The sequence below is a fragment of the Telluria sp. LT1R51-2 genome, from assembly GCF_059685775.1.
Genome location: NZ_JCASIM010000001.1, coordinates 2,210,090 through 2,234,951 on the forward strand (window position 1 = coordinate 2,210,090; position 24,862 = coordinate 2,234,951).

General features: G+C 65.2%; 19 protein-coding genes and 2 riboswitches. Of the genes, 6 read left to right on the forward strand and 13 right to left on the reverse strand.

Annotated features, from left to right (window positions below):
* Window positions 1-54 precede the first annotated feature (54 nt).
* Window positions 55-531: a VOC family protein gene (locus AC56LH_RS09655; RefSeq protein WP_499645740.1), complete on the forward strand. Its 477-nt coding sequence runs from the start codon at window positions 55-57 to the stop codon at window positions 529-531.
* Window positions 532-786: 255 nt separating this feature from the next.
* Window positions 787-2,160 carry a serine hydrolase domain-containing protein gene (locus AC56LH_RS09660; RefSeq protein WP_499645741.1) on the forward strand — a complete coding sequence of 458 codons (1,374 nt, stop codon included), beginning with the start codon at window positions 787-789 and terminating at the stop codon, window positions 2,158-2,160.
* Between the two features lie 55 nt (window positions 2,161-2,215).
* Here AC56LH_RS09660 and AC56LH_RS09665 read toward each other — a convergent pair whose 3' ends face one another.
* From AC56LH_RS09665 to AC56LH_RS09685, 5 genes are all read right to left on the reverse strand, one after another.
* Window positions 2,216-3,379 carry an MFS transporter gene (locus tag AC56LH_RS09665; protein WP_499645742.1) on the reverse strand — a complete coding sequence of 388 codons (1,164 nt, stop codon included), beginning with the start codon at window positions 3,377-3,379 and terminating at the stop codon, window positions 2,216-2,218.
* On the reverse strand, window positions 3,369-3,920 hold the full coding sequence (locus AC56LH_RS09670) for a TetR/AcrR family transcriptional regulator (protein ID WP_499645743.1): 552 nt from the start codon (window positions 3,918-3,920) through the stop codon (window positions 3,369-3,371). Before AC56LH_RS09670 ends, AC56LH_RS09665 begins: the two co-directional genes overlap by 11 nt.
* A gap of 87 nt (window positions 3,921-4,007) precedes the next feature.
* Window positions 4,008-5,303, reverse strand: a complete 1,296-nt coding sequence (locus AC56LH_RS09675) for a hybrid sensor histidine kinase/response regulator (protein WP_499645744.1) — start codon at window positions 5,301-5,303, stop codon at window positions 4,008-4,010.
* A 9-nt stretch (window positions 5,304-5,312) separates the two neighbouring features.
* Window positions 5,313-6,779: an ATPase domain-containing protein gene (locus AC56LH_RS09680; RefSeq protein ID WP_499645745.1), complete on the reverse strand. Its 1,467-nt coding sequence runs from the start codon at window positions 6,777-6,779 to the stop codon at window positions 5,313-5,315.
* Window positions 6,779-7,162 (reverse strand): hypothetical protein, encoded by a 384-nt coding sequence (locus AC56LH_RS09685; RefSeq protein ID WP_499645746.1) that lies wholly within the window; start codon window positions 7,160-7,162, stop codon window positions 6,779-6,781. Before AC56LH_RS09685 ends, AC56LH_RS09680 begins: the two co-directional genes overlap by 1 nt.
* 302 nt (window positions 7,163-7,464) lie before the next feature.
* Here AC56LH_RS09685 and AC56LH_RS09690 point away from each other — a divergent pair, with 302 nt between their 5' ends.
* The gene (locus tag AC56LH_RS09690) at window positions 7,465-9,279 is read left to right on the forward strand and encodes a DUF885 domain-containing protein (protein WP_499645747.1); all 1,815 of its coding nucleotides are present in this window, start codon (window positions 7,465-7,467) and stop codon (window positions 9,277-9,279) included.
* Window positions 9,280-9,528: 249 nt separating this feature from the next.
* Here AC56LH_RS09690 and AC56LH_RS09695 read toward each other — a convergent pair whose 3' ends face one another.
* From AC56LH_RS09695 to AC56LH_RS09725, 7 genes are all read right to left on the reverse strand, one after another.
* Complete coding sequence (locus AC56LH_RS09695) at window positions 9,529-10,014, reverse strand: hypothetical protein (RefSeq protein ID WP_499645748.1); 486 nt, start codon at window positions 10,012-10,014, stop codon at window positions 9,529-9,531.
* A complete protein-coding gene (gene def / locus AC56LH_RS09700; RefSeq protein WP_499645749.1) occupies window positions 10,014-10,550 on the reverse strand; it encodes a peptide deformylase in 537 nt (178 codons plus the stop codon). The genes AC56LH_RS09695 and def overlap by 1 nt, the downstream gene beginning before the upstream one ends.
* Window positions 10,547-11,440 carry a UTP--glucose-1-phosphate uridylyltransferase GalU gene (galU, locus tag AC56LH_RS09705; protein ID WP_499645750.1) on the reverse strand — a complete coding sequence of 298 codons (894 nt, stop codon included), beginning with the start codon at window positions 11,438-11,440 and terminating at the stop codon, window positions 10,547-10,549. Before galU ends, def begins: the two co-directional genes overlap by 4 nt.
* 5 nt (window positions 11,441-11,445) lie before the next feature.
* On the reverse strand, window positions 11,446-13,776 hold the full coding sequence (ligA, locus tag AC56LH_RS09710) for an NAD-dependent DNA ligase LigA (protein WP_499648440.1): 2,331 nt from the start codon (window positions 13,774-13,776) through the stop codon (window positions 11,446-11,448).
* A gap of 40 nt (window positions 13,777-13,816) precedes the next feature.
* Window positions 13,817-15,226 carry a cell division protein ZipA C-terminal FtsZ-binding domain-containing protein gene (locus AC56LH_RS09715; protein WP_499645751.1) on the reverse strand — a complete coding sequence of 470 codons (1,410 nt, stop codon included), beginning with the start codon at window positions 15,224-15,226 and terminating at the stop codon, window positions 13,817-13,819.
* 207 nt (window positions 15,227-15,433) lie between these two features.
* Complete coding sequence (smc, locus tag AC56LH_RS09720) at window positions 15,434-18,946, reverse strand: chromosome segregation protein SMC (protein ID WP_499645752.1); 3,513 nt, start codon at window positions 18,944-18,946, stop codon at window positions 15,434-15,436.
* A 91-nt stretch (window positions 18,947-19,037) separates the two neighbouring features.
* Window positions 19,038-21,446 (reverse strand): DUF1631 family protein, encoded by a 2,409-nt coding sequence (locus AC56LH_RS09725; protein WP_499645753.1) that lies wholly within the window; start codon window positions 21,444-21,446, stop codon window positions 19,038-19,040.
* Window positions 21,447-21,732: 286 nt separating this feature from the next.
* Between AC56LH_RS09725 and AC56LH_RS09730 the strand changes: the two genes are divergently transcribed.
* Entirely contained in the window at window positions 21,733-22,032 is a 300-nt protein-coding gene (locus AC56LH_RS09730) for a hypothetical protein (RefSeq protein ID WP_499645754.1), read from the forward strand.
* Window positions 22,033-22,083: 51 nt separating this feature from the next.
* On the opposite strand, the gene AC56LH_RS09735 is transcribed toward AC56LH_RS09730, so the two are convergent.
* The gene (locus tag AC56LH_RS09735) at window positions 22,084-22,644 is read right to left on the reverse strand and encodes an ATP-dependent Clp protease proteolytic subunit (protein WP_499645755.1); all 561 of its coding nucleotides are present in this window, start codon (window positions 22,642-22,644) and stop codon (window positions 22,084-22,086) included.
* Window positions 22,645-23,051: 407 nt separating this feature from the next.
* Window positions 23,052-23,136: riboswitch (glycine riboswitch) on the forward strand.
* Between the two features lie 17 nt (window positions 23,137-23,153).
* Window positions 23,154-23,250, forward strand: a riboswitch (glycine riboswitch).
* A 46-nt stretch (window positions 23,251-23,296) separates the two neighbouring features.
* On the opposite strand from AC56LH_RS09735, the gene gcvT reads away from it, so the two are divergent.
* A complete protein-coding gene (gene gcvT, locus AC56LH_RS09740) occupies window positions 23,297-24,415 on the forward strand; it encodes a glycine cleavage system aminomethyltransferase GcvT (RefSeq protein ID WP_499645756.1) in 1,119 nt (372 codons plus the stop codon).
* A 58-nt stretch (window positions 24,416-24,473) separates the two neighbouring features.
* Window positions 24,474-24,854, forward strand: a complete 381-nt coding sequence (gcvH, locus tag AC56LH_RS09745; protein ID WP_499578883.1) for a glycine cleavage system protein GcvH — start codon at window positions 24,474-24,476, stop codon at window positions 24,852-24,854.
* Window positions 24,855-24,862: the final 8 nt, after the last annotated feature.

The window sequence follows — 24,862 nt, forward strand, 5'->3', positions numbered from 1 at the left end:
ACAATAGTGCCGTTCGTCTGGCTGATGTGTTTGCGACCCTTTTGAAAGAATCCCATGCCAGCATCCAACGATGTCGTGTCGACGACGCCAACCAGCCCGTTCACCTCATGGCGAGGCGACCATGTCGGACTGCGCGTGCCGGACTTTGAGGCCGCTGCCGCCTGGTACACCGGCACGCTCGACTTCCGCTTGATCCGCACGATGGCACTGGGTGAAAAGACACTGGCTTTTCTCGCACCTTCTTCTGACGACAGCTTTCGCATCGAGTTGATTGCCGGTCCTGGCTGCGCACCGCGTCCTGAGTACAACCAGCTGATCGACACCCATGCGATCGCCGGATGGCACCATCTGTGCCTGCGCGTCGAGAATGTCGATGCCGCCATCAGTGAACTGCGACGTCGTGATGTGAGGATTGTCAGCGAACCGCGGGACGCGCCCGGCCTCGCGCTGCGGTTCGCGTTTTTCAGTGATCCATGGGGCAATCTGATCGAACTGACGCAGCCTCTATCGAACATTCATGCTGCCAATTAGCCTGAACAGCAAAATAGCCCGAAGTGCGCTGACCTCGCCGGCATATAAACAAACGACTGCAACAGCTGCTGTCGCGGCCATTAGTTGCGGCCATTAGTTGCCGCCAAGCGTGGCAATTACTCGAGGCCATCGCTGATAAGGTCTGCAGTCCCGCACGTGCATCCCGTATTATGCCATCTACAAAAGGCGGCCCATTGGCGTCATTCCATGCCGCTTGTAGTGCCAGCTGTTTCCACTCAGAGAGGCGAATGCACAATGCGCATACCGATTTCAGTTGTCCTGCTAGCCGCGTTCTCGGCTGGCACAGTCCATGCCGACGCCCTCGACGCCGCCATTGAACGCATGATGCTGGCCCGTCAGTTACCGGGTCTGGCGGTGGTCGTGGTCAAGGACGGCAAGATCGTGCGTGAACGGGGCTATGGCTTGGCCAACGTAGAGCACCGTGTGCCGGTCACGCCGGACACCGTTTTCCAGTCCGCTTCGACCGGTAAGACGTTCACGGCTGCATTGGTGCTGCTGCTCGAGAAAGACGGCAAGCTGACACTCGACGACCCGATCTCGCGCTACCTGGACAACACGCCGACCGCCTGGAAAGCCATCACGATCCGCCACCTGCTCACGCACACGTCCGGCCTCGGCGACCCCTACACGAAAATCGACCTGCGCAAGGATTACAGCGACGATGAACTGATCGCACTGGAGGCGTCCCTGCCCCTGTTATCTGCCCCCGGAGAGCGCTTCGCCTATAGCAATGCGGGCTACCACCTGCTCGGCTTCATTTGCAACCGGGTTGGCGGTCAATATTTCGGCGACCAGCTCAGGGAACGCATCTTTGCGCCGCTCGGCATGACGACAGCGCGCGTGATCAGCGAATCGGACATCATACCGGGCCGCGCCGCGGGCTACGAGCGGATCGACGGCAAGCTGCAGAATCAGCGCTGGGTGGCTCCCAGCCAGAACCGCACTGCCGACGGCACGATCCAGCTGAGCGCCCGCGACCTGGCGCGCTGGAGCATGGCGCTCGACGGCGATGCCGTTCTCGATGCCCATGCCAAGGCCGCCAGCTGGACGCCGGCGCGCCTGAACGATGGCAGCAGTGCTCCCTATGGCTTGGGTTGGTACGTGGGCAGCCAGCAGGGCCACCGTGTTGTCCAGCATGGCGGCGCCTGGCAAGGCTTCAAGGCTGCCCTCGCGCGCTACCCCGATGACCGCCTTACGGTGGTAGTACTGGCCAATTCGGCTGCTGCACGCCAGGGCAAGATCGCGGACATGATCGCCGCGCACTACGTGCCCGCACTGGCTGATCCGCGCCCGCCGGCCATTGCAGACCGCGCGCCTGCCGACACCGCCGGCGCGCGCAAGGTGATTGGCGAGCTGGCTGCAGGGCAGATTCCCGCAGGCCTGTCCGAAAGCGAACGCGGCCGATTCAATCAGCGATGGGTCACGCAGATTGCCACCGAGTTCCGTGATTACGGCCCATTACGCAACGTCGACGTGCTGGCACGCAGCAGCGAAGGAAACGGCAAACAGGCACGCTATCGTTTCCTGTTCGAGAACGAGACCGTGTTGGTAGCGCTGGATCAGGACCGCGACGGGCTGATCAGGCAACTGGGAGTTTCGCTGGAATAGCCTCCCGGCGCGAACAAAGCGCAGAACTGGCACACACCGGGTTTGGGAATGAACGTCAAGGCGCAACAAATGCCTTGTCCGCAGAGTGCCGTGGACGCATACAAGCCGACAGCAAAGCCGCCCCCGCAAAGACAGCCAACGCAATGCCCACGCCCCAATGGGTCAACAATGCGCCAAACAATGGCGATCCTGCGCTCTGCCCTGCTGCAAGAATCAAGAATGGCATACCGAGTCCCAGATCGGGGCGATCCGGAAGCAGCCGGATACCCTGGATCAGAAACGCGCCGGACGACGTGATATACGACGCCCCGAACAGCGCCACGCTGATAAAGGCGAATGCGACCGAGACCGATGTGAAGGACAGACCAATCATCCCCACCGCCATCCCGGCCAGGGAAACCCGATACACCCGCGCAAGGCCGAACCGCTGCACGAAGACGCCCGTCATCGCGCCGGCGACGCCAGCCAGACCAAGCGTTACCCAGATCCAGGCGATATCGGTTTGCGTGAAGTTGAATTCATCGCGTAGCAGGCTGCCGCCGAATGTCCAGATCGCGGTGCTAGACAAGCCCATCAAAAAGCTGCCCGTGCAGAGCGCCGGCATGCCGGGGCGCTTGAAGATGACGAATGAGATGGCGAGTGACATCGGCTCGCTCGCGGTGCGTTCGTGCCCCGTTGGCACGGCGTACAACACCCACGCCGCTACTGCGCCGCTGATGACAGAAAACAGGATATAGAGTTCGCGCCAGCCACCGAATGCGAGCAGGCTCGCGAGGCCTGACAATACGATGCCCGCTGCGGTGCCGGCATTGATGATGGCATTGGCCTTCGGCCGGTGAGTATCGTCAAACTGCAATGACACCGCCGTTGCCAGTGGTGGCGAAGTCAGGCCGGTACTCAGGCCGGCCAGTGCAACACCCAGCCCCAGGACTACCCCGGTGGTGGACAGCGTGATGATGACCATGCCGACGGTCGACGCCAGTCCCGCGGCAAAGGCAAGCGCCCGTGGCGGGCACGTACGGTTCAACGCGAAGGTGATGCACACACCAATGCAATACGCGACAAACGCGCTGCTGCCGATCCAGCTCGTGGTGCCGATATCGAGGGAGAGTTCAGTGCGTATCTGCGGCAGCAGCAGGCCGAAGGCAAAGCGCGCGAGTCCGTACGAGACGGCAGTGAGCGCGAAAGCCGCCGCCAACAGGTTGACGTTATGCTTCACTGTGCTTGCCTGCATGGGCCATCAGGGAGGCGGCGGCAGCCCTGGCAGCGCCGATGACCGCCGTGTTGTCCAGACTGGCGATGGCCGTGGCGCCTTCGAACAGAATCCAGATCTGCGAAGATAGCAGCGGATCGTCATGCCCCAGCGCGTGCTTGACGCGCCTTGCAATCTCCTTGAAAAACGCGGCTTTTTGCCCGCGCACCAGGGTCACGATGTCATCGTTGGCGCCCCGGTACTCATTGCCTGCCCGCAGCAGCAAACAACCCGAAGCACCGAACTCGTTCGACCATCGTTCGAGGGTATCGAACAGCGATTCGACAGTGCCGATCTCTGCATCGTCGTGCTGCAGGAGCGCCATGAACGCCGCATGCCGCGATTCGAGCGCCGCCATGACCAACCCGTCACGCGAACCGAAGTGCTTGTACAGCGTGCGGGTGGATGCGCCGACGGTGGCGCCGATGTGATCGACACCAATGCCACGCAAGCCTTCGCGCGCAAACAGCTGCGCTGCGGATGCCGCGATATCAGTTTTCTTGTCCATGGCCCAAGTGTACAACGATCGTTGTACATGTCAAGCGTGCGGCAGCGCGACGTGGATTGTCTTGTCAGGCAGGGAGGGGAACGCTCGTTACGCTGAGGCGGCCGACCCGCCGGCCAGCGCCTCGACCAGTGCAGCCGACGCCACCGGTTTGACGAGGTACCGATCGAACCCGGCGGCCAGCGCCCGCGCGCGGTCGCTCGGCTGGCCATAGCCTGACAAGGCCACCGTCAACGGCCGCGGGACCGGCTGCGCGGCGCGCAGGCGCATCATCAGCTCCAGGCCATCGATGCCGGGCAGGCCAATGTCGCAAACGATGGTGTCGAAGCAGCCTTCGAGCGCGAGCGCCAGGCCGGCATGGCCGTCGGCCGCGATCTCGACCTGGTGGCCCTCGAACTCGAGCAGCATGCGCAGCACGTCGGCGGCGTCGCCATTGTCTTCGACGACCAGGATGCGGCGCGCGGCGCTGGCCGTATGCGCCGGTGCAGCGGTGGGCACGTGCGGCGCGCCGGCCGACGAATGCGGCAGCTGCACGGTGAAGGTGCTGCCCTGCCCCGGGCCGTCGCTGCGGGCAGTCACGCTGCCGCCATGCATGCTCACCAGGTTGCGCACGACGTTCAGGCCCACGCCTAGTCCGCCCTCGGAGCGCGCCAGGGTGCGCGGTCCCTGCGTGAACAGTTCGAACGCACGCCCGATCGTCTCGCCCGACATGCCGGCGCCGTTGTCGGCGATCGTGACCGCGATGCCGTCGTCGCAACGCACGCTGACGGTGACCTGGCCGCCATCCTGCGTGTACTTCGAGGCATTGCTGAGCAGATTGGTAAAGACCTGGGTCAGGCGCACGCGATCGCCGTCGACGACGGGATCGCGCTCGTCGTGGGTGATTGTCAGGCTCTGGCCGCGCTCGCGCACGCGCGGCATGATCGTCTCGGCGGCGTGTTCGAGCAATTCGGCCAGGCGCAGCGGCTCGATCGTCAGCGTGATCTTGCCGCTGCTCAGGCGCGCGGCATCGAGCAAGTCGTCCAGCAGGTGCGCCATGTGTTCGACCTGGCGCTGGATCACGGCCGTGAGGCGCGCCAGCGGCAATGACGCGACCGGCCCGCGCTCGAGCAGGCCGGCCGACACGCTGATCGGCACCAGCGGGTTGCGCAGTTCGTGCGCCAGCATGGCCAGGAATTCGTTTTGGCGCCGGTTGGTGTCTTCCGCATCGTCGCGCGATGTTTGCGCGTCGACCGCGGCCAGAACCAGATGCTCGTTGGCTTCGCGCAGGCTCACGGCCAGCGTGGTGCTGGCGTCGAGTTCGCGCCGCAGCCGGGCGTTCTCGCGCTCAAGCTGCGCGAGGCGGCCGTCGGACGTGACTGACTCGTTACCAGGAAGCGCCGGCATGGACATCATTCAAGCCGCGCCGCGTGAGGTCGGCAGGCCGTGCAGCACACCCTCGTGCGCAGAGCTGATCGGATCAATGCGGATACCGACGTCGTCGATATGGAATTCGCGCAGGTCGTGACTGTGGCTGCTGCCGCGCACCTTGACCACCGAGACGAACCGGCGCAGCTGGCCCGCGCTCTCGCCAAAGCGCATGAGGACGACCGCATCGGTCAGGTAGGCGATTTCGGACTGGCTGAAGCGCAGGTGCGTGAAGTCGTCGTCCATCCCCATCGTCACCAGCACCGTGACGTTGCGCTTGGCCAGTGACGTGAGCATCTGGAACACGGTGGAGCGCAACTGGTTGCGCCCTTCCGGGGCCAGGTACAGCGACAGCTCTGACAGCGAATCGACCACCACCCGGCGTGCACCGGTACGGTCGATCGCTTCGTTCAGCGCCTCGAGCACCTCGTCGACCGTCAGGTCGATCATGCGGCTTTCCAGCACCACCACGTCGCCTGCGGCCACCATCGCGGCCAGTTCGGCATTGCGCAGGCGCGACGTGCCTTTTTCGAACGACAGGGCCACGCCCTTTTCACCCCGCCCCGCGCCCTCTTGCAGGAAACGCGTGGCCAGGATGGTCTTGCCGCAGCCGCTGGGACCGGTCACCAGCAGCGAATGCCCCTGCGGCAGGCCGCCATGCAGCAGAACATCGAGGTCGGGTGTGCCGGTGGGGATGCGCCGGGGCTCGCGGTCGGCCGGCGCGCCTTCATGATGATCCTGCGCGAGCGGCGGCAGCATGCGCGGATACACGCGGATGCCGTCGCTGGTGATGCGGAAAGTATGCGAGCCGTTCATGTGGGCCTGGCCGCGCATCTTCACCACGCGCATCTTGCGCACCACCGAATTGTCGTCATGCACGGGCGTCAGCGAGATCATGCCGTCCGCCACCGTCATGATCGGGCTGGCCTCGGCATCGCTGTTGGCGTACTCGCCGATCAGGAACGTGGTGGCCTGCCAGCTCGTCATGCGCGTGCCGAGATCCTGAATGAAGTGCTGCAGGTCGGCCACGCCCTCGTTGCCGCTGCGCGCCGTCTGCGCCACCGAGCGGAACGAATCGACGAACACGAGGCTCGGTGCGAAGTCTTCGACCTCTTTCATCATGCGCGCCAGCACGGTGCTGAAGTCGCCCGCGCGCAGGTCCTCGGCCAGGTTCACGTAGCGCACCGCAGTGCCGACTTTCTGCATGTCGAAGAAACTGTACTGCTGCTGGTAGCGCAGCATCTTCAGTGGTGGCTCACCCAATACGGTAAAGAACAGGGCGCGCCGCTCGGTCGTCGCGATCGAGAACATGATCTGGTGCGCGAGCGTGGTCTTGCCCGAACCCGGTGGCCCGGCGATCAGGTTGAACGAAAACTCGCTCAGCCCGCCTCCCAGCAGGACATCGAGCCCTTGCACTCCAGTGCTCAATTTCCCAAGTGATACTTTATCGCTCATTACTTGTGCTCCTGTACTTTCTTCTCTTCTCCGTCAACCGCCGCGGCATCGAGCAGGCGCCGCGCAAGTGCGTGCCCGATCAGCGACGCCAGCAGGTCGGTAAACGTCTGGAGCAGGGCCGCGTGGGCCACGTGTGCGAGGTCGGGTGCAACGCTGGCGAGCATGTCGTCCAGCGCGTCGATCTGGGCGGCGCGGGTCTTGCACGGCGCTGTTGTGGCCAGCCACGTGTAGTCGGGACCGACGAGCCGAAGGGCCCGGCCATACAGCGCGCAGAAACCACTGTCGCCGATGAGTGGGCCAAGTTGGTCAGCGAGGCGCCGCCATGACTGAATGAGTAAAAGGTGTTCTTCGGAGCGCCCGGGATCGCCCTTACTCGTGATCATGTGTAGATCGGAAAACAATTGCGGCCGTTGTCATCATGAATGGTCCATGCACGCTGCGGTGCGAATTTATCGTGCGCCCGCGTCGTGTTGTGTCCGGCGATAGGTTGGCAACATTATATCGTGGCTTTTCGCGGTTTCTTTTGAAAGCCCGTGCAAATCATAGGGACAAAATGCAGTGACGCACGACCCGCAGCACGTCAATACGCAGCCATGACGAGGCTCGCATGCAATAGGCATTCGCGGCATTCCCCGCTAAGATGGCTGGCGCCGGGCGCATATGCGCACGACCGTCACGCACCTTCATGGATTGGGATTCAATGGAAAAGAAGAAGCTGAGCGCCGTCATCTCGACGGCCTTCGTGGTAATGGGGTTGGCGATGGGGCCAGTCGTCACAGCTGCAACGCCGGCGCCGGCGGCAAGCAAGTCAGCCAAAGCGACGCCAGCCGATGCGCGCTTCAAGGCCATCTACACCAGGGAATGGCAATGGCGCGTTGCCGAAAAACTCGAGCGCGATGACGACGCCCCGGACGCCAGCCGCGGCTTTGCCCGGGTCGACGCGCCGGCGCAGGAAGCGCGCCGTGTGTATTGGGCCGGCATCCTGAAACAGCTCGATGCAATCAAGCCCGCCAGCCTGTCGCCGGCCGAGCGCATCAACTTCGCCGTGTACCGCGCGCAGATCGCCTCGCTTCACGACGCGCAGGTGTACCGCGAGTTCGAACAACCGGTCAATGCCGACAGCGCATTCTGGACCGGCGTCACCTACGGCGCGCGCCGCCCGCTCACCACCACGCAGGCCTACCGCAATTACCTGGACCAGCTCGAAGGTATCCCGGCCTACTTCGACGAAGAGATCGGCAACATGCGCGCTGGCCTGGCGCGCGGCTTCACGCCGCCGAAGGTCACCCTGGCCGGCCGCGAAAGCACGCTGCTGTCGGTGACCGGGGCCAAAACGCCGCAGGACACCGTGTTCTACGGCCCGTTCAAAGAGATGCCGTCGACCATGCCCGCGGCCGAGCAGGAAGCGCTGCGCCGCCAGGCCGTGGCGATCATCGCCGACAAGGTGCAGCCGGCGCACGCCAAGACCCTCGCCTTCTTCCGCGACGAATACGTGCCGAAGGCGCGCACCACGCTGGCTGCCCAGGACATGCCGGGCGGGAAGGATTACTACCAGTCGAAGATCGTCGAATTCACGACGACCAACCTGACGGCCGACCAGATCCATGCGATCGGCCTGGCCGAGATGGCCAAGATCCGCGCCGAGATGCACGCCATCATGCAGCAGGTCGGCTTCAAGGGCGACCTGCAGGCCTTCCTGCAATTTTTGCGCACCGATCCGCAGTTCTACGCCAAGACACCGGTCGAACTGCTCAAGAGCGCGGCGTGGACGGCCAAGCGCTTCGACGCCAAGGCCGACCAGTATTTCGGCCACCTGCCGCGCCGGCGCTTTGCGATCGTGCCGGTGCCGGACGACCAGGCGCCGTTCTGGACGGCGGGCCGCGGCGGCCCGGGCATGTATTGGGTGAACACGTATAACCTGCCGGCGCGCCCGCTGTACAGCCTGCCGGCCTTGACGCTGCACGAATCGGCGCCCGGCCACGCCTTCCAGATTCCGCTGGCGCAGGAACAGAAAGGTGTGCCGCCGTTCCGGCGTGCGTACATCTCAGCCTACGGCGAAGGCTGGGCACTGTACACCGAGCGCCTGGGCGCCGAAATGGGGATCTACGAGACGCCGTATGAAGTCTTCGGGATGCTCAGCTACCAGGCCTGGCGCGCATCGCGCCTCGTCGTCGACACGGGCGTGCATGCCAAGGGCTGGACGCGCGAACAGGCGCAGGCTTACCTGATGGAGAACACGGCGTTGTCGAAGCACGAAGTCGAGACTGAAGTCGATCGCTACATCTCGTGGCCGGGCCAGGCGCTGTCGTACTACCTGGGCCAGATGGCGATTCAGGAAGCACGCGCGCGGGCCGAAAAGGCGCTGGGACCGAAGTTCGATATCCGTAACTTCCACGACACCGTACTGAACATGGGATCAGTACCGCTACCGGTACTGCAGCAGCGCATCGACGCCTTCATCGCCGATGGCGGACCGAGTCCATATCCGAAGGAAAGCTGACCGCTTCGGTGTCAAACGCGTGGCAGGGAAAGCCGCAAAGCCGGGGTCAGGTCTGACATTCGGACACGGCCTCGGCCTTAATCACTTCGGCACAGCCGGGGTCAGGTCTGACATTCAGACACGGCCTCGGCTTTAGCCACTTCGATTAGTGTCTTACCTGGTATTCGCATCGCCCCATGCCATCTAGTTCCAGCTATCTGACTGTCGAGATCGTGTCCGAATGTCAGACCTGACCCCGGCTTTTGGGATTTAACGCTGGAACAGCTTGAATTTTAGCTGGAACGAAATCCCGCCGTACAGGCGGTCTTTGTAGTTCGGGATGATCCCGACGTTTACGCCCACGCGCTGGTACTCGTAGGTCAGCGTGGGAATCACGCCCGGGAACCAGCCGCCGTTACGCGTTTTCGGGTAGCCGTCGAACGCCGCCAGTGCCAGGCCCAAGCGCACCGGCCCCACCGCATACGGTTGCCAGATCACGCCCGCGTAGTTCGACCACGCGCGGTCGCTGTTGTAGAAGCGCCCGCCGGTGGCGGCCAGCGTGCCGTTGAAGCGGTACTCGAGCGCCAGGCCCTTGTTGTTATTGTTCAGGTCCTTGTCGCCGTCGAAGTGGGCCGTGTAAAAGCCCGTGTCGATCCACAGTTCGCTCGTTGGCGCGGGATCGATCTTCGTGAAGAAGTCGGCGCCATGCGCCAGCGGGGTCGCGCCCAACAGCGCCAGCAAATAAAGGGTGCGCATCAAGTGTTCGCTTTCTGGTCAAGGTCGGGGAACATCACATCGGTGAAACCGAAGCGGTTGAAGTCGCGGATACGCGACGGGTACAGGATGCCCAGCAGGTGATCCACTTCATGCTGCACCACGCGCGCATGGAATCCTTCGGCGTCGACGGCAATGCGCTTGCCGAACTGGTCGAACCCCTCGTAATGCAGGCGCGCGTAGCGGGGCACGCTGCCGCGCAGGCCGGGTATCGACAGGCAGCCCTCAAAGCCCTCTTCCATCGCCTCGCCGATCGGCGTGAGCACGGGGTTGATCAACACGGTCTCGGGCACCGGTGGCGCGTCCGGATAGCGCTGGTTGCTGGCGAAACCGAAGACCACCAGCTGCAGGTCAATGCCGATCTGCGGCGCGGCCAGGCCGACGCCTTTGGCCGCATGCATGGTCTCGAACATGTCCGCCACCAGCGTGTGCAGCTCGCGAGTATCAAAGTGCGTGACCGGCGGGGCCACGCGCAGCAGCCGTAGGTCGCCCATGCGCAGGATGGTTCGTACGGTCATTGCGCCCTCTCCCCGGCCAGCAGCGCAGTCAGTGACGCGCGAAAGCCTTCGGCCGTCTCAGGGTGTTTCAGGCCCATGGCCGTCATCGCCTGCAGGTAGCCGAGTTTGGAGCCGCAGTCGTAGCGCTGACCGGCGTAGCGATAGGCCAGCACGCGCTCGGCCTGCATCAGCGCGGCGATGCCGTCGGTGAGCTGGATTTCGCCGCCGGCGCCCTTGCCGATCGTCTCGAGATAGCCGAAGATCGATGGCGACAGCACGTAGCGGCCCACGACGGCCAGCGTCGATGGTGCATCGGCCGGCTGTGGTTTTTCGATGATGTCCGACACCAGCTCCAGACCCTGGCGGTACGGCGTGGCACTGACGATGCCGTACTGGCGCGTCTGCTCGCGCGGCACGTCCTGCACCGCCAGGATACTGCTGCGTTCATACGTGTAGATGTCGGTCATCTGCGCCAGCACCGGCTTGTGGCCGGCGGCCGTGTCCATGAAGTCATCGGCCAGCAGGACGGCGAACGGATCATTGCCCACCACCGGGCGCGCGCACAGCACGGCGTGACCGAGCCCCAGAGGCGACGACTGGCGGATGTAGATGCAGTTGACGTTCTTCGGAATGACATTGCGCACCGTCTCGAGCAGCTTCTGCTTGCCGGCCGCTTCCAGCTCGGCTTCGAGCTCGTAGGCGGTGTCGAAATGGTCCTCGATCGCGCGCTTGTTGCGGCCTGTGATGAAGATCAGCTCCGTGATGCCGGCGGCAACCGCCTCTTCGACCGCATACTGGATCAGCGGCTTGTCGACGATCGGCAGCATTTCCTTCGGCTGAGCCTTGGTCGCGGGCAGGAAGCGGCTGCCAAGACCGGCGACAGGAAATACGGCTTTGCGGATCAGGGTCATCGTATTCAGTCAGGTTGGGATGATTGTTCGAGCAGCGCCAGCAGCGCCGCTTCGTCCAGGATTGCAACGCCCAGCGCTTCGGCCTTGGCCAGCTTGCTGCCCGCCTCGGCGCCGGCCACCACGTACGAGGTCTTCTTCGATACCGAGCCGGCGATCTTGCCACCGGCCGCTTCGATCAGCGCGCCGGCTGCGTCGCGGCTCATCGTCGGCAGCGTACCTGTCAACACGAACGTTTTGCCGGTCAATGGGCCGTCAAGCGTCGGCGCAGCTTCGGGCACCGCGTCCAGCAGTTCGCGCCGCATGGCCGCCAGCGCCGTCAGCAGGTCGCGGTTGGCCGCCTCAAGCAGCCATCCTTCGAGCGCGCTCGCCACCGTGGCTGGCAAGCCGAAGATGCCGAAGTCGGTGCGCGCAGCGATGGCATCGAGCGACTGGCCTGCAGCGATGATCTGGCGCGCGCGCGGCTCGGTCAGTTTCGGAATGTCCAGCGCGGCCAGCAGCTTGATCTCGTCGAGCAGCTCGCGCAACTGCGCCTTGGGCGGATGCTCGCCCTTGGGCGCCACGCCGGCCGCCAGCAAGGCGTCCAGCGCAATCTGGTTTTTTTCTTCAGCGAAGAAGTCGGCGATCGACTGCGCCACCGTGCCGCCGATATCGGGCAGCACGCGCAGCAGCGCAGCCGGGGCGCGGCGCACCAGCGCCAGGCTGCCAAGATACTCGGCCAGCGTCTTGGCGGTGGATTCGCCCACGTGGCGGATGCCCAGCGCGAACAGCAGGCGTTCGAGCGGCGGCGCCTTGCTGGCGGCAATCGCCGCGAGCAGATTGTCGGCCCACTTGGTGGGCACCTTGCCCTGCCTGACAGTCTCCGGCGCCCCGTCGTCGGCCTCGTCGGCCAGGCGCTTCATCTTGAGCAGGTCGTCCTGCGTCAGCTTGTACAGGTCGGCCACGCCGGCAACCAGGTCGGCTTCGACCAGGCTGTCGATATAGCGGTCACCCAGGCCTTCGATATCCATCATGCGCCGGCCGGCGAAGTGGCGGATCGCTTCCTTGCGCTGCGCAGCGCAGCTCAAGCCACCGGAGCAGCGCGCGACGATCTCGCCTTCTTCGCGCACGACGTGCGAGCCGCACACCGGGCAGGTTGCCGGCAGGGTGTAGACCGGCGGTTCCGGCGTCAAGCGGCGTTCGAGCACCACGCCCAGCACTTCGGGAATGACGTCGCCGGCACGTCGCACGATGACCGTGTCGCCAACCCGCACGTCCTTGCGCCGCACTTCGTCTTCGTTGTGCAGCGTGGCGTTGGTGACGGTCACGCCGCCGACCGATACGGGCACCAGGCGCGCTACCGGCGTGATGGCGCCGGTGCGGCCGACCTGGACCTCGATCGCCTGGACCGTGGTCAAGGCTTCTTCGGCCGGGAATTTATGCGCCAGCGCGAAGCGCGGGGCGCGCGAGACGAAGCCCAGCGTACGCTGGTCGTCCAGCCGGTCGACCTTGTAGACGACGCCGTCGATCTCGTACGGCAGCGCCGCGCGGCGCTCGCCAATGTCGCGGTAGAACGCCAGCAAGCCATCGCGCCCCGTGACGACCTGGCGTTCCTTGGCCACCGGCAGGCCGAGCGCATCGAGCCAGTCTAGCATGGCCGAATGTGACTCGGGCAGCGCCGCCTGCGCACCATCGAGCTCACCGACGCCATACGCGAAAAAGCGCAGCCGGCGTGCACTGGTGATGCGCGCATCTAACTGGCGCAGACTGCCGGCGGCAGCGTTGCGCGGATTGGCGAATTCCTTCTGGCCGGCGGCGCGCTGGCGCTCGTTGAGGCTCTCGAAGTCGCGCTTGAACATCAGCACTTCACCACGCACTTCGAGCACGGCCGGCACGGCGTCGCCATGCAGGCGCATCGGGATCACGCGCACGGTGCGGATATTCGCGGTGACGTCTTCGCCCGTGTAACCGTCGCCACGCGTGGCGGCCTGCACGAAGCGACCGTTTTCGTAGCGCAGGCTGATGGCCAGGCCGTCGAATTTCAGTTCGGCGTTGTAGGCGACATCGCGCGCTTCAAGCCCTTCGCGCACGCGGCGATCGAAGTTGTCGATATCGTCATCGGCGAACCCGTTATTCAGTGACAGCATCGGCACCGCATGCGTGACCTGGTTGAATTCGGGGATCGGGGCGTCGCCCACGCGCTGGGTCGGTGAATCGGGCGCGATCGCTTCGGGGTGCAGCGTCTCGAGCGCGGCCAGCTCGTGGTACAGGCGATCGTACTCGGCGTCCGGAATCGTCGGGGCGTCGAGCACGTGGTAGTTGTAGCTGGCGCGGTTCAGCTCCGCGACCAGCCAGGCCATCCGGGCCGGGGCATCAAGTTGCTCGGTCACGGGGCGATCCTCAGCAGAACAGGCGCAGCGCCCGGGTCGAGCCGGCGGCGATGTCGGCGGCTTCCATCTCGGCGTAGAACTCGACCACCTGGCCCTTGATTTCGTCGAGCACTTCGGCTTCGAGCGGCTGGTTGCCGTCGTCGACGATGGTCGCGTCCAGGCGCTGCGTGAGTGCGCGCGCGGTATCGACCATGCGGCCGAACGCGTCACGCGCCGGCGCCACGCATGGCACGTCCAGCAACAGTGTCAGGCGCGACGTGGTGTCGGCGCCCAGCGTGACATTGGTCGAGAGCGTAAACAGCACACTGTTGGTGGCCCCGTCGCGGTCCGGCATCGCAAAGCGCCCGTCGGGCCGCACGTCGAAGCCCGCGTTCTCGAGCGCGCCGATCAGTGTCGACATCGCCCATGGCGCGCCGTTGGCGGCCAGGTTGACGCTCAGTTGCGCGTCGTGGCCGGCGACGAAGCGGTGCAGCGTGCGTGCCTCGCTCATCACTTCGATCATGTCCGGCACGTGGGGCTCGGCGCCGATGTCGTCACCCACCGCACGCAGGCGCGTCACGAGTTCGGAGTATTCGAGTTCATTGAGCGCCGTGGTGCGCGTGGCCATCTGGACGCCCGCCTGCAGCTTGGTGTACACGCCACCATGGACAATCGCTTCCCACTCGCCGCTGACGGCAAAACCGATGTAGTGGATTGGCTTGTTGCCCACGCGGCGCAGGCCATGCAGCGTTGGCAGGATCTTGTCGCCACGGACCGGCGCTTCGAGCGCCAGTGGGATCATGCAGTCGATCAGCGGGTCGACCAGGCATTCGGCAAGTTCGGCTGGCGGCATGCCGGGACGGGTGCCCGGGAGCGATGCGGCGACGGCGTCCTGCGCGGCGGTGGAGCCGGCCGCGCGGGAAGGTGGCGGCGCGATGTGTGCAGCCGGTGCAGCCGGTGCAGCCGGTGCAGCCGGTGCAGCCGGCATGGCTGGCGTGGCTGCAGGCGTCGGCGTCATTGCAGGAACGGGGACGGGTGCTTCTTCGGCCGATGGTGCCAGCGTGTCGGTGAGGACCGGTGCATCGAGCTGCGGCTCGGGCTTGGTGTCGGTGACGGTAAACGCGTCCGCATCGAGCGTCGGCTCGTTCACGCGCGTGTAGGTAAATTCGGTGTCCTTCACGGGCGCGGCGGCGCCGCTGACAGGGGCCGCTGGCGGGTTGGCTGGCAGCGTCGCTGGCGGCACGCCCAGGTCGAACATCGGCTCGCTGCGTTCGGCGGCCGGCGCGCCTTCGCCGGTGCGCATCAACACGTCATCGTGGTCCGATGCAAACGCGCGCTCGACGCTTTTCCTGGCTTTGTATTCCTGCCATTTGTTGTAAGTGACGACACCGACGACGAACACGCCGCCGGCTGCGATCAGGCTCATTTGGAGATCAGTCATGCTGCTTGTGCCTCAATAGCGAAAGTCGCGCCGGACGCACGGTCCTGGTCTTGCCGCGAACTGGGTAATTCAATCGAAATGCCACGTGTGCGGGCAGTCCCCACGCGAAGGCATGCAATGATACCAACTCCCCCACGTACATGTCATTTATTAGCATTCTGACACGGGCCGGGCCGCATGCGAAGGCCGCACGCGAAGTCTGCACGCTCACGCGGCGACGAGATCGGCGGCCGCTTCCATGTCCACCGCGACGATGCGCGAGACGCCCTGCTCCTGCATCGTCACGCCGATCAACTGGCTGGCCATCTCCATCGCGATCTTGTTGTGCGAGATGAACAGGAACTGCGTGTGCTCCGACATGCGCTTGACCATGCGGCAGAACCGCTCGGTATTGGCGTCATCCAGCGGCGCATCGACTTCGTCGAGCAGGCAGAATGGCGCCGGGTTCAGGCGGAACATCGAAAACACGAGCGCCGTGGCGGTCAGGGCTTTCTCGCCGCCCGACAGCAGGTGAATCGTCGCGTTCTTTTTACCCGGCGGCTGCGCCATCACCTGCACGCCCGCGTCGAGAATCTCGTCGCCGGTCATGACCAGGCGCGCATTACCGCCGCCGAACAGGATCGGGAACAGCTCCGAGAAATGGCCGTTCACACGGTCGAACGTGTCCTGCAGCAGGTCGCGCGTTTCGCGGTCGATGCGCCCGATCGCGTCTTCCAGCGTCGCGATGGCTTCACTCAGGTCGGCATTTTGCGAATCCAGGAAGTGTTTGCGTTCGCTGGCCTGTGCCAGTTCGTCCACCGCCGCCAGGTTGACGGCGCCCAGGCCGGCGATGGCATTGGTCAGGCGCGTGACTTCGCCCTGCAGGTATTGCGGCTTCAGCTCGGGGACAAGCTTGGCCTGCAACTCGGCTTCGTCGGCGCCGGTAGCGGCCAGCGCTTCGGCGAACTGCTCCTGGTTCAGGCGCGCCGCCTGCTCTTTTAATTGCAGCTCGGTGATGCGGTCGCGCTGCGGCTGCAGGCTGCGCTCGGTCTGCATGCGCGATTCTTCGGCCGTGCGCAGCTGCTGCGCGACCTGGTCGAGTTCATGGCGGGCGCTTGATAACGCCGCTTCCTGCGTCGTACGCTGGTCCAGCAGCACTTGCAGGCCTTCGTGGGCGCTGCCGCTTTCGAGCGCTTCCAGTTCCAGGCGCGCCTGCGCCAGGCTGGCGCCAACCTGCTCGGCCTGCGTCGCGGCGGTGGCGATCGTGCGGCGCAATTCGTCGATGCGGCTGCGCTGGGCGCGCTCGGCGAACTGCGCTTCCTGCGCGCCCCGTTCCAGGTCGCGCAGGTGTTCGCGCGCGCGGGCCAGCGCCTGCTCCTGGTCCTGGAACGCGGCCTGGTCGTCTTCGCTGGCGTCCTGCAGTTCGGCCAGCTGCATCTGCAGTTCTTCAAAGGTTTGCTCGGCTTCCGCCTGCGCCTGGCGCTGTTCGGCTTCCTGCGCCGCGATCTCGGTCAGGTCGGCCGCGATCTGGCCACTGCGCTGGTTGAAGCGCGCTTCGATCTCGCTTTGCTTGAGCACCTCGATCTGCAGCGCATGTACTTCGCGCTGCAGGGTCGCGACGCGGGCGCGCGCATCCTGCACACGCCGCGCCAGATCGAGAACGGCGGCGTCGGCGCGGGCAGCGCGCTCGCGCGCGTCATTCGCCAGCAACACCTGCGCGCGCACCTGCTTGTCCGTGTTGTCGATCTCGTGCTGACGCGCCAGCATGCCATCCTGCTCGGCGTCGGGCGCATGGAAGCGCACGCTCGAACGGGTGATCACGTGGCCCTGGCGCGTGACAAAGCTGGCGCCCTGCGGCAGGCGCGCGCGCGCATCGAACGCTTCGGATGCATCCTGCGCGATATACACGCCGTGCAGCCAATCGTCGAGCACACCGCGCACGCCAGCATCGTTGATGCGCAGGAGGCTCGCAAACGGCGTCAGGCCGGCCGGTGCCGCATCGCGCGCAGCACCCGGTTGTGGTGCGTACAGCGCCAGGCGCGCGGGTGGCGGATCGTTGAAAAAGGCCTTGGTGGCGTCGAGGTTCGACACGTCGAGCGCGCCGGCGCGTTCGCGCAGCACGGCTTCGAGCGCGGTTTCCCAGCCCGACTCCACATCGAGCTGTTGCCACAGGCGCGGCAAGTCGGCCAGCGCGTGCTTCTGCAGCCAGGGCTGGACCTTGCCCTTCGTTTGCACGCGGTCCTGCATCTGGCGCAGCGCCGCCAGGCGCGCTTCCAGTTGCGTGTTGGCGGCGCTCTCGCGCTGGACGTCGCCGTTGGCCTGGCGGCGCTCGGCTTCGACCGTGTCCTGGCGCGCCGTGGCGTCCTCCAGCGCCTGCGTCTGTTCTTCGAGCGCCAGCTGCTTTTCTTCGAGCTGCAGGCGCAGGTTGTCGAGCGTGGCGCTGTCGGGCAGGTTCAGCGTGTTGCGCTCTTGCTGCAGGCGCTCGCGCCGCACGACCAGGTTGGCCAGGATGCCGCCGGCGTTGCGTCCGTGGGCCGCCGCCAGCTCGATGCGCTGCTGGACCGCCATGATGCGCGCACGCGCTGCATTGGCCGCATCCTGGCCGGCGCGCCAGGCCGCCTCGAGTTCGGGCAGGCGCTCGCCATGCACTTCAAGCGCGATCTGGGCGCCTTCGGCCCGCGCAGCCAGTTCTTCGAGCTGCATCTCGGCTTCTTCCTGGCCTTCGCGGTGTTCTTCGGCCTGCGTCGCCCAGCCGTCGCGCTGGGCGCTCAGCGTGGCGATCTGGTTTTGCAGGCGCGTGCGCGATTCGACGACGAACTTGATCTGCGCTTCGAGGCTGCCGATCTCCGCGTTCACTCTGTAGAGCGCACCCTGCGCCGTGTGCAGGCGGTCACCCGCCGCGAAGTGCGCCTGGCGCAGGTGTTCGAGGTCGAGCTCCACGCCGCGCAGTTGCGCGGTCTGGGCTTCGAGCCCGGTCTGCGCGTCTTCGATCTCGCGGAAGAACCTGACCTGCTCGGCGTTGGCGTCGTTCTTGCGCAGCAGCCAAAGGAGCTTCTGCTTTTCTTCCTGGTCGGACTGCATCTGCTGGAAGCGCCGCGCGACCGCCGCCTGGGCTTCGAGCTTCTCGAGGTTGGCGTTCAGTTCGCGCAGGATGTCCTCGACCCGCAGCAGGTTTTCGCGTGTGTCGGACAGGCGGTTTTCGGTTTCACGTCGGCGTTCCTTGTATTTGGAGACGCCGGCCGCCTCTTCAAGGAACACGCGCAGTTCTTCAGGGCGCGATTCGATGATCCGCGAAATCATGCCCTGGCCGATGATGGCGTAGGCGCGCGGCCCCAGGCCCGTGCCAAGGAAGATGTCCTGGATGTCGCGCCGGCGCACCGGCTGGCCGTTGATGTAATAGGTGGAGGTGCCGTCGCGCGTGAGCGTGCGCTTGACGGCGATCTCGGCGTACTGGCCCCACTGGCCGGCGGCCTTGCCGGCGTTGTTGTCGAATACCAGCTCGACCGACGAACGCCCGGCGGGCTTGCGGTGCGTGGAACCGTTGAAGATCACGTCCTGCATCGACTCGCCGCGCAGCTCGGAGGCCTTCGATTCGCCCAGCACCCAGCGCACGGCGTCGATGATGTTCGACTTGCCGCAGCCATTCGGGCCGACCACGCCGACCAGCTGGCCGGGCACCTGAAAATTGGTGGGATCGACGAACGATTTGAATCCCGACAATTTGATGGATGAGAGGCGCACGTTGCGTGGGTCAGGTAGATAGCGAAGAAGCGTCCATCATACCATCGCCGGGGTAGCGAAGGCCATGGCAGGGGGGGGCGAAGGACAGGGACTACTCGGCCGCGTGATGGCCTGCTGGCGGGCCGGCATCGTTGACTGCCTCGCTGCCGACGGCTGCGCCGAGGATGCGGCCGACAACCCCTTCGGCCAGCACGACCCGGATCGCGCCGGCGCGCAGCAGGTCGGCCAGGCGCCCGGCCGGCAACGAAAACGCTTCCTGGCGCGCCGCGCCGGAAAAGATGTACAGCGTGCGCAGCGGGCTGACCCAGGCGAGGCGCACCTTGCGCACACGGTCGCCGTCGGCCAGTTCGAGGCGCATGCCGCGTTCCAGGCCGGCCAGGGTATCGGCTTCCGGCCCCTGGCTGGCGTGCGCTTCGTCCTCGGCCTGCGCCTGCTCCTGCGCCACGCGGCGCAGTGCATCCTGCTGCGCCGCTTCCACCGCCAGTTCGAGCTGGCGTTCGGGCGCCAGCTCGATCGGCGCGCGCACGATCGACGCGTGGCATTCAGCCAGCTCGGCAAAGAACTGGAGCCGCTCGGCGTCCTGCCAGCGCGTGGCGTCGAGCCATTTGTTCAGGCTTGCCAGCAGCGCCGGCAGGCGCGCGATCAGGGCCTTGCGCTGCTCTTGCGTGGCCTTGGGCTTGACGCTCCAGATCAGGTCTTCCATCGTGCGCGTGGCATTGTCGATCGCGCCGGGGCGCGTGTCTTCGATCGTATAGGCCAGCGCCAGCGCGGCGCTCCAGCGCTGTTCGAGAAAGCCCGCCACCGCAGGGACGAGCTGCTCGCCGGCCAGGCGCAAGGCCACGGCGCGCTGGGCCGAGCGCTCGGCGGCAACCCGCTTTTCGTGACGCGTGGCGTTGGCGATCGGACCGGCAATGGCCGCCTGTTCGGCGGCCTCGCGCGCGGCCAGGCCGGCTTCGAGTTCGGCCACGGCGGCCTCGAATTCGGGCTGCTCGGCATCGCGCACCCGCTCGACGCTGCGACGCATGACGCGGTAGACCGGATCGTGCTGGTCGGCAGGCTGCTCCCAGCCCGTTTGCGAGAGCAGGTCGAGCAGGCGCCGCGCAGGATGCGCTTCCTCGAAAAAGAAGCTGCGGTCGCGCAGCGCCGCTTTCAGCACTGGCACCTGCAGAAACGCCAGTAGCTCGCGTGTTTCGGGCGCGACGCCGTCGTCCTGCAGCACGCCTTCGAACACGCGCGCCAGCAGATCAAGCGTGGTGGCGTCGCCGCGCGAGAGTGCGCCCGGTGGCAGGCTGGCGCGCAGGCGCGGGAGGTAGAAGGCGCCGTGGGGGACGCTGTTGTTACTGCCGTGACCCGAGCTGGTGGTCCCTGGGGCACCGGCGTTGCCGGCAAGCGGGGGCAGATCCGGCAGGCCGGGAATCGCAGCGCCGGCGCCGAGGCGGCCGAGCAGGTCGATCAGTGGCATGGCCCCGGGCATGGGTGCTGCGCCCGCGCCGCCGTTGTTGACGCTGTGACTGAATCCGTGGGCGGGCATCGACATGGCGTGGCCCGGTGTGCCGGGGTGGAAGGCAGGTTGGGCGCCAGCGTCCGTGGCAACCAGCCCCGGGGTGGCTGGCGTACTTGCAGCCGGCGCCGCATCCGCCCCCCGTTCCGGCGGCGCGACCGCGAAACCCGAGGCGGTGCTTGGCCGCCAGCCACCGCTGCCCTGCGGCAGATTCGGAATCTCCGGCACGGCCAGCGCCGGGTCGAAGAGTTGGCGTAACTGATCCGACAGCGACGCTTCGCGCCGTGCCCGTTCGGCGCGGCGCGCAGCGCGGTCATCGGTCTTGGCAAAGCGCGTGTCATCGTCCCTGCCCTTGCGCGCGGCCTTGAGCGCCTCGATCAGCGCGTCGTAGAGTGGCCCGAGATCGATCATCAGACCGGGGCGCAGCAATGGCGCGAGCAGGCCATGCGCTTCCGCGTCGGGCTCGAACTCGCACCACGCCGCGTGCAGCGCGCCCAAAAATACGGCAGGTCGAAACGGATTATGGGCCGCGCGCACGAGGTCGCGCCCGAGCAGCAATCCAAGGCGCACGCCGAGGGTGGCCAGCTGCTCCGAGTATTGCAGGTCGAACGGGCGGCTGACGGCGTCCAGCGCCATCTGCTGGTCGATCTGCTCGAGCGGCACGAGGCTCAGTGCCACGGGGGGTGCCTCCACGGTCGGGGCGCCGGGCGCCAGCAGTGCGATTTCGGCTTCAAGTGCCGTTTCGAGCGCGCTCGTGGCCAGGTGGACGAAGGCGTAATCGTTGCTCTTGAGGAGGTTACCGGATTTCACCCGACGCATGACGGCGCGGGGATCGGGACCGGCTGCCGTGAGGTCGAGCAGGACCGAGACGATGCGCCGGACCACGTCGCCCAGGTCCGTCCCGGCCTGGCGGCAGGCGATGGCGACCAGCTCGGCAAGCGTTGCCTGCTGGGCGGCGGCATTGCGCGCGGCGTGGGTTGGTACGGATGGGGTGGCCATGACGATTTGGCGAAGTAAGGCGAGCCTCTATTTTGCCACACTCTTGCCGGTCAGCAATGAGCAAACACAGCGGGACAGAGGCAGAGCACCACTGCGCAGGCTGCGCCTGCGCGGCGCTTGCCTGGGTCGATAGTAGCCTTCCAGGCAGGCGCATGTCTACAGAGGCAGAGGCCGCCGTCGGATTGGCATCCGGCGCAGGGCTTCACAGCGTGGCACGTCGCGGAGACGAACAACACCATGTCGGCGGCAGGAGTACGATCTGTCGACACTATTGAAAGGATTCATCATGGTCGAGAAAAACAGCGCTGGTCCGGGTGCAGGCAATGGGGGCAGCGCGCAGGCGGAGCATATCGACGCCGAACGCCAGCGTCGCGAGAACAACCCAGCCGGGCAGTCCGATGCCCGGTCGAATCAGCAACCGGATTCAGCGCCCGATGCATCGGTGCAATCGGAGCGCCAGCCCACGCCGGTCCAGCAACCTGATACCCGCGTGAATGAATCGCACGAGCCTGGCTCGCTCTCTGCTGCCGACGTCCAGGGTGGCATACCCGGGCAGCACGCGGGCGCCGGGCGCCAGAGCGACTAGAACGACGCGAGGCGCTGCGTCATGCTGCCCGCCAGGAGCGTCGGGCGGCGGTCAGATATTGCGCAATACGACGCCCTTGGGCGGCGCAAAGTCTTTCACCTCATGAATCATCCTGGCCAGCTTGGCATCGCGCGCCGTCATGTGCAGGTCGCCGTACTGATGCACGCTCCATTGCTCGGGCGTGAGTTCGATCTCCTTGCGCAGGATCCTCTCGGTGCGTGCATCATCGGCGCGCAAGCCCTCGACGATGATGTTGAGCGCGTCCGGTCGCGAACCGGGCGACGCCGTCGCATGCGACTTGTGGATCATGAAGCGCGCCGTCTCGCTGGCGTAGCGGCGCGAACCGGCCAGATACACGACAACGGCGATCGAGGCCACCGCCCCGGCGTTGTACATGACAAATTTAACGGGCGAATTGGCCATGAAGTTATACAGGCACAGCCCATCGCTGACATAACCGCCGTTGGATTGCAGCAGTACGTGAGCAGTATCAACGCCGTCTTCCGTCATGTTTGCCACCGCCTCGAACATCCGGTGAACCATATCACTGTTGACATCGCCTGACAGCGTAAACCACCCCTCTTTCTCCTGCGATACTTTCTCTTGATTCATAGTCTGTTCCGCCTACAAAATAAGTGAATCAAGTGTAGCAAATCCCCCCGCATGGCCTCCATCATCGATCACCAATAGTGCGAAGCAATGCTTCAAAGCACTTCTACGCAAAATAACAATGAGGGTCAGAGTCGATTTAATGGGCAATTCCTCAATGTTGTCAAACAATTCGACTCTGACCCTCATTATTATTTGCTAATTTAGCGCTATCAAAATCAGCTTTTAATTCCGGTCCGCACTTAATTTTCTAAACGCATCGTTTTTATTGCCGCGAAGGTCAAAAATAAATAGGGTCAGAGTCGAATTAATGGGCAATTGTCGAAAGTTGTCAAACAATTCGACTCTGACCCTAATTATGAGTTTGGGGGTGGGCGGTTGACAGTCGGCAAAGGGTGACATATCCTCCGCAGTCTTGATCGGGAGAGCGCAGCATGCTGCCGCCGAAGGGGCACTCACCCATAAACTCTCAGGCAAAAGGACCGGTCAAGGGACGGCGGCGCGACGCGCGGCGGTTCAACTCTGGAGAGCGGCCGCGGTAGCGGTCCACCGAAGGGGCAGGCGGCGCACAGCCGCTATCTCTCAGGTACCAAGGACAGAGGGGTCGACAGCGCACGACGACCGTGCTGTACCCCTATTTCTGCCTGAGGATTCCATGACGCTCAAAGCGACCCCGCTCAATTCCGCTCACCGCGCCGCCAACGCCAAGATGGTCGATTTTGGCGGCTGGGACATGCCCGTCAACTACGGTTCGCAAATCGAAGAGCACAACGCGGTGCGCAGCGACGCCGGCATGTTCGACGTGTCCCATATGTGCGTCGTCGACGTCAAGGGCGCCAACGTGCGCACATTCCTGCGTGGCCTCCTGGCCAATAACGTCGACAAGCTGCAAGTGCCGGGCAAGGCCCTGTACTCGTGCATGCTCAATCCGGAAGGCGGCGTCATTGATGACCTGATCGTCTATTTCCTGTCCGAAGAATGGTTCCGCATCGTCGTCAACGCCGGCACGGCCGAAAAAGACGTCGCGTGGATGAATCAGCAGAACACCGCCACCAACAGCGGCGTGACGATCACCGCGCGCCGCGACGGCAACGATCCGATCGCGCTGATCGCCGTGCAGGGCCCGAATGCCCGCGCCAAGGTGTGGCAGGTGCTGCCGACCACCCAGGCGCCATCCGAAAACCTCAAGCCGTTCAACGCCGTCATCGTCCCGGACACCGCGTTCGGTGAAGCGATGATCGCCCGCACCGGCTACACCGGCGAAGACGGCTTCGAGATCGGCGTGCCGGCGTCGCAAGCCGAAGCGCTGTGGAATGCGTTTGTCGCCGTCGGCATCAAGCCGGCCGGTCTCGGTGCGCGCGATACGCTGCGCCTGGAAGCCGGCATGAATCTGTACGGCCAGGACATGGACGACACCGTCAACCCGCTCGACGCCGGCCTGGCCTGGACGATCGACCTGGTCTCCGAGCGTGACTTCATCGGCAAGGCAGCGCTCCAGGCCAAGGGCCAGGGCGCGCAATTCGTCGGCCTGATCCTGCGTGAAAAAGGCGGCATCCTGCGCGCGCACCAGAAAGTCGTCGCCGCCTCCGGCCTGGAAGGCGAAATCACCAGCGGCACCTTCAGCCCGAGCATGCAGCAAGCGATTGCCCTGGCGCGCGTGCCGATGGACGTGGCCATCGGCGACACCGTCCACGTGATCATCCGCGACAAGCGCCTGGCCGCCAGCGTCGTCAAGCTGCCATTCGTGCGCAACGGTAAAGTGCTGGCCGCCTGAGCGCTGCCCTGCATCCAGAACCCCTATACTGCTATCCACCCAACTACCCGGAGTCCTCATGAACATCCCTACCGACCTGAAATACACCGAATCCCATGAGTGGGTTCGCCGCGAAGAAGACGGCACCCTGACCGTCGGCATCACCGAATACGCGCAGGACGCGCTGGGCGACATCGTGTTCGTCGAACTGCCGCAGGTCGGCAAGGCCTTCACCGCCGGCAGCGACGCCGCCGTCGTGGAATCGGTGAAAGCCGCCAGCGACATCTATTCGCCAGTCGACGGCACCGTCACCGCCGTGAACCAGCCAGTGGCCGACGCGCCGGACTCGATCAACCAGGATGCCTACGGCAGCTGGCTGTTCAAGCTCGCGCCAAGCGACGCCGGCTCGTACGACAATCTGCTCGACGCTGACGCCTACGGCAAGACCACCGACCACTGATCCGCCTC

Bases quoted from the DNA above. Each gene is read 5' to 3' on its own strand.
- AC56LH_RS09655 (WP_499645740.1), top strand. From the start codon at position 55: ATGCCAGCATCCAACGATGTCGTGTCGACGACGCCAACCAGCCCGTTC.
- AC56LH_RS09660 (WP_499645741.1), top strand. From the start codon at position 787: ATGCGCATACCGATTTCAGTTGTCCTGCTAGCCGCGTTCTCGGCTGGC.
- AC56LH_RS09670 (WP_499645743.1), bottom strand. From the start codon at position 3,920: ATGGACAAGAAAACTGATATCGCGGCATCCGCAGCGCAGCTGTTTGCG.
- AC56LH_RS09675 (WP_499645744.1), bottom strand. From the start codon at position 5,303: ATGCCGGCGCTTCCTGGTAACGAGTCAGTCACGTCCGACGGCCGCCTC.
- AC56LH_RS09680 (WP_499645745.1), bottom strand. From the start codon at position 6,779: ATGAGCGATAAAGTATCACTTGGGAAATTGAGCACTGGAGTGCAAGGG.
- AC56LH_RS09685 (WP_499645746.1), bottom strand. From the start codon at position 7,162: ATGATCACGAGTAAGGGCGATCCCGGGCGCTCCGAAGAACACCTTTTA.
- AC56LH_RS09690 (WP_499645747.1), top strand. From the start codon at position 7,465: ATGGATTGGGATTCAATGGAAAAGAAGAAGCTGAGCGCCGTCATCTCG.
- AC56LH_RS09695 (WP_499645748.1), bottom strand. From the start codon at position 10,014: ATGCGCACCCTTTATTTGCTGGCGCTGTTGGGCGCGACCCCGCTGGCG.
- def (WP_499645749.1), bottom strand. From the start codon at position 10,550: ATGACCGTACGAACCATCCTGCGCATGGGCGACCTACGGCTGCTGCGC.
- galU (WP_499645750.1), bottom strand. From the start codon at position 11,440: ATGACCCTGATCCGCAAAGCCGTATTTCCTGTCGCCGGTCTTGGCAGC.
- ligA (WP_499648440.1), bottom strand. From the start codon at position 13,776: ATGGCCTGGCTGGTCGCGGAGCTGAACCGCGCCAGCTACAACTACCAC.
- AC56LH_RS09715 (WP_499645751.1), bottom strand. From the start codon at position 15,226: ATGACTGATCTCCAAATGAGCCTGATCGCAGCCGGCGGCGTGTTCGTC.
- AC56LH_RS09725 (WP_499645753.1), bottom strand. From the start codon at position 21,446: ATGGCCACCCCATCCGTACCAACCCACGCCGCGCGCAATGCCGCCGCC.
- AC56LH_RS09730 (WP_499645754.1), top strand. From the start codon at position 21,733: ATGGTCGAGAAAAACAGCGCTGGTCCGGGTGCAGGCAATGGGGGCAGC.
- AC56LH_RS09735 (WP_499645755.1), bottom strand. From the start codon at position 22,644: ATGAATCAAGAGAAAGTATCGCAGGAGAAAGAGGGGTGGTTTACGCTG.
- gcvT (WP_499645756.1), top strand. From the start codon at position 23,297: ATGACGCTCAAAGCGACCCCGCTCAATTCCGCTCACCGCGCCGCCAAC.
- gcvH (WP_499578883.1), top strand. From the start codon at position 24,474: ATGAACATCCCTACCGACCTGAAATACACCGAATCCCATGAGTGGGTT.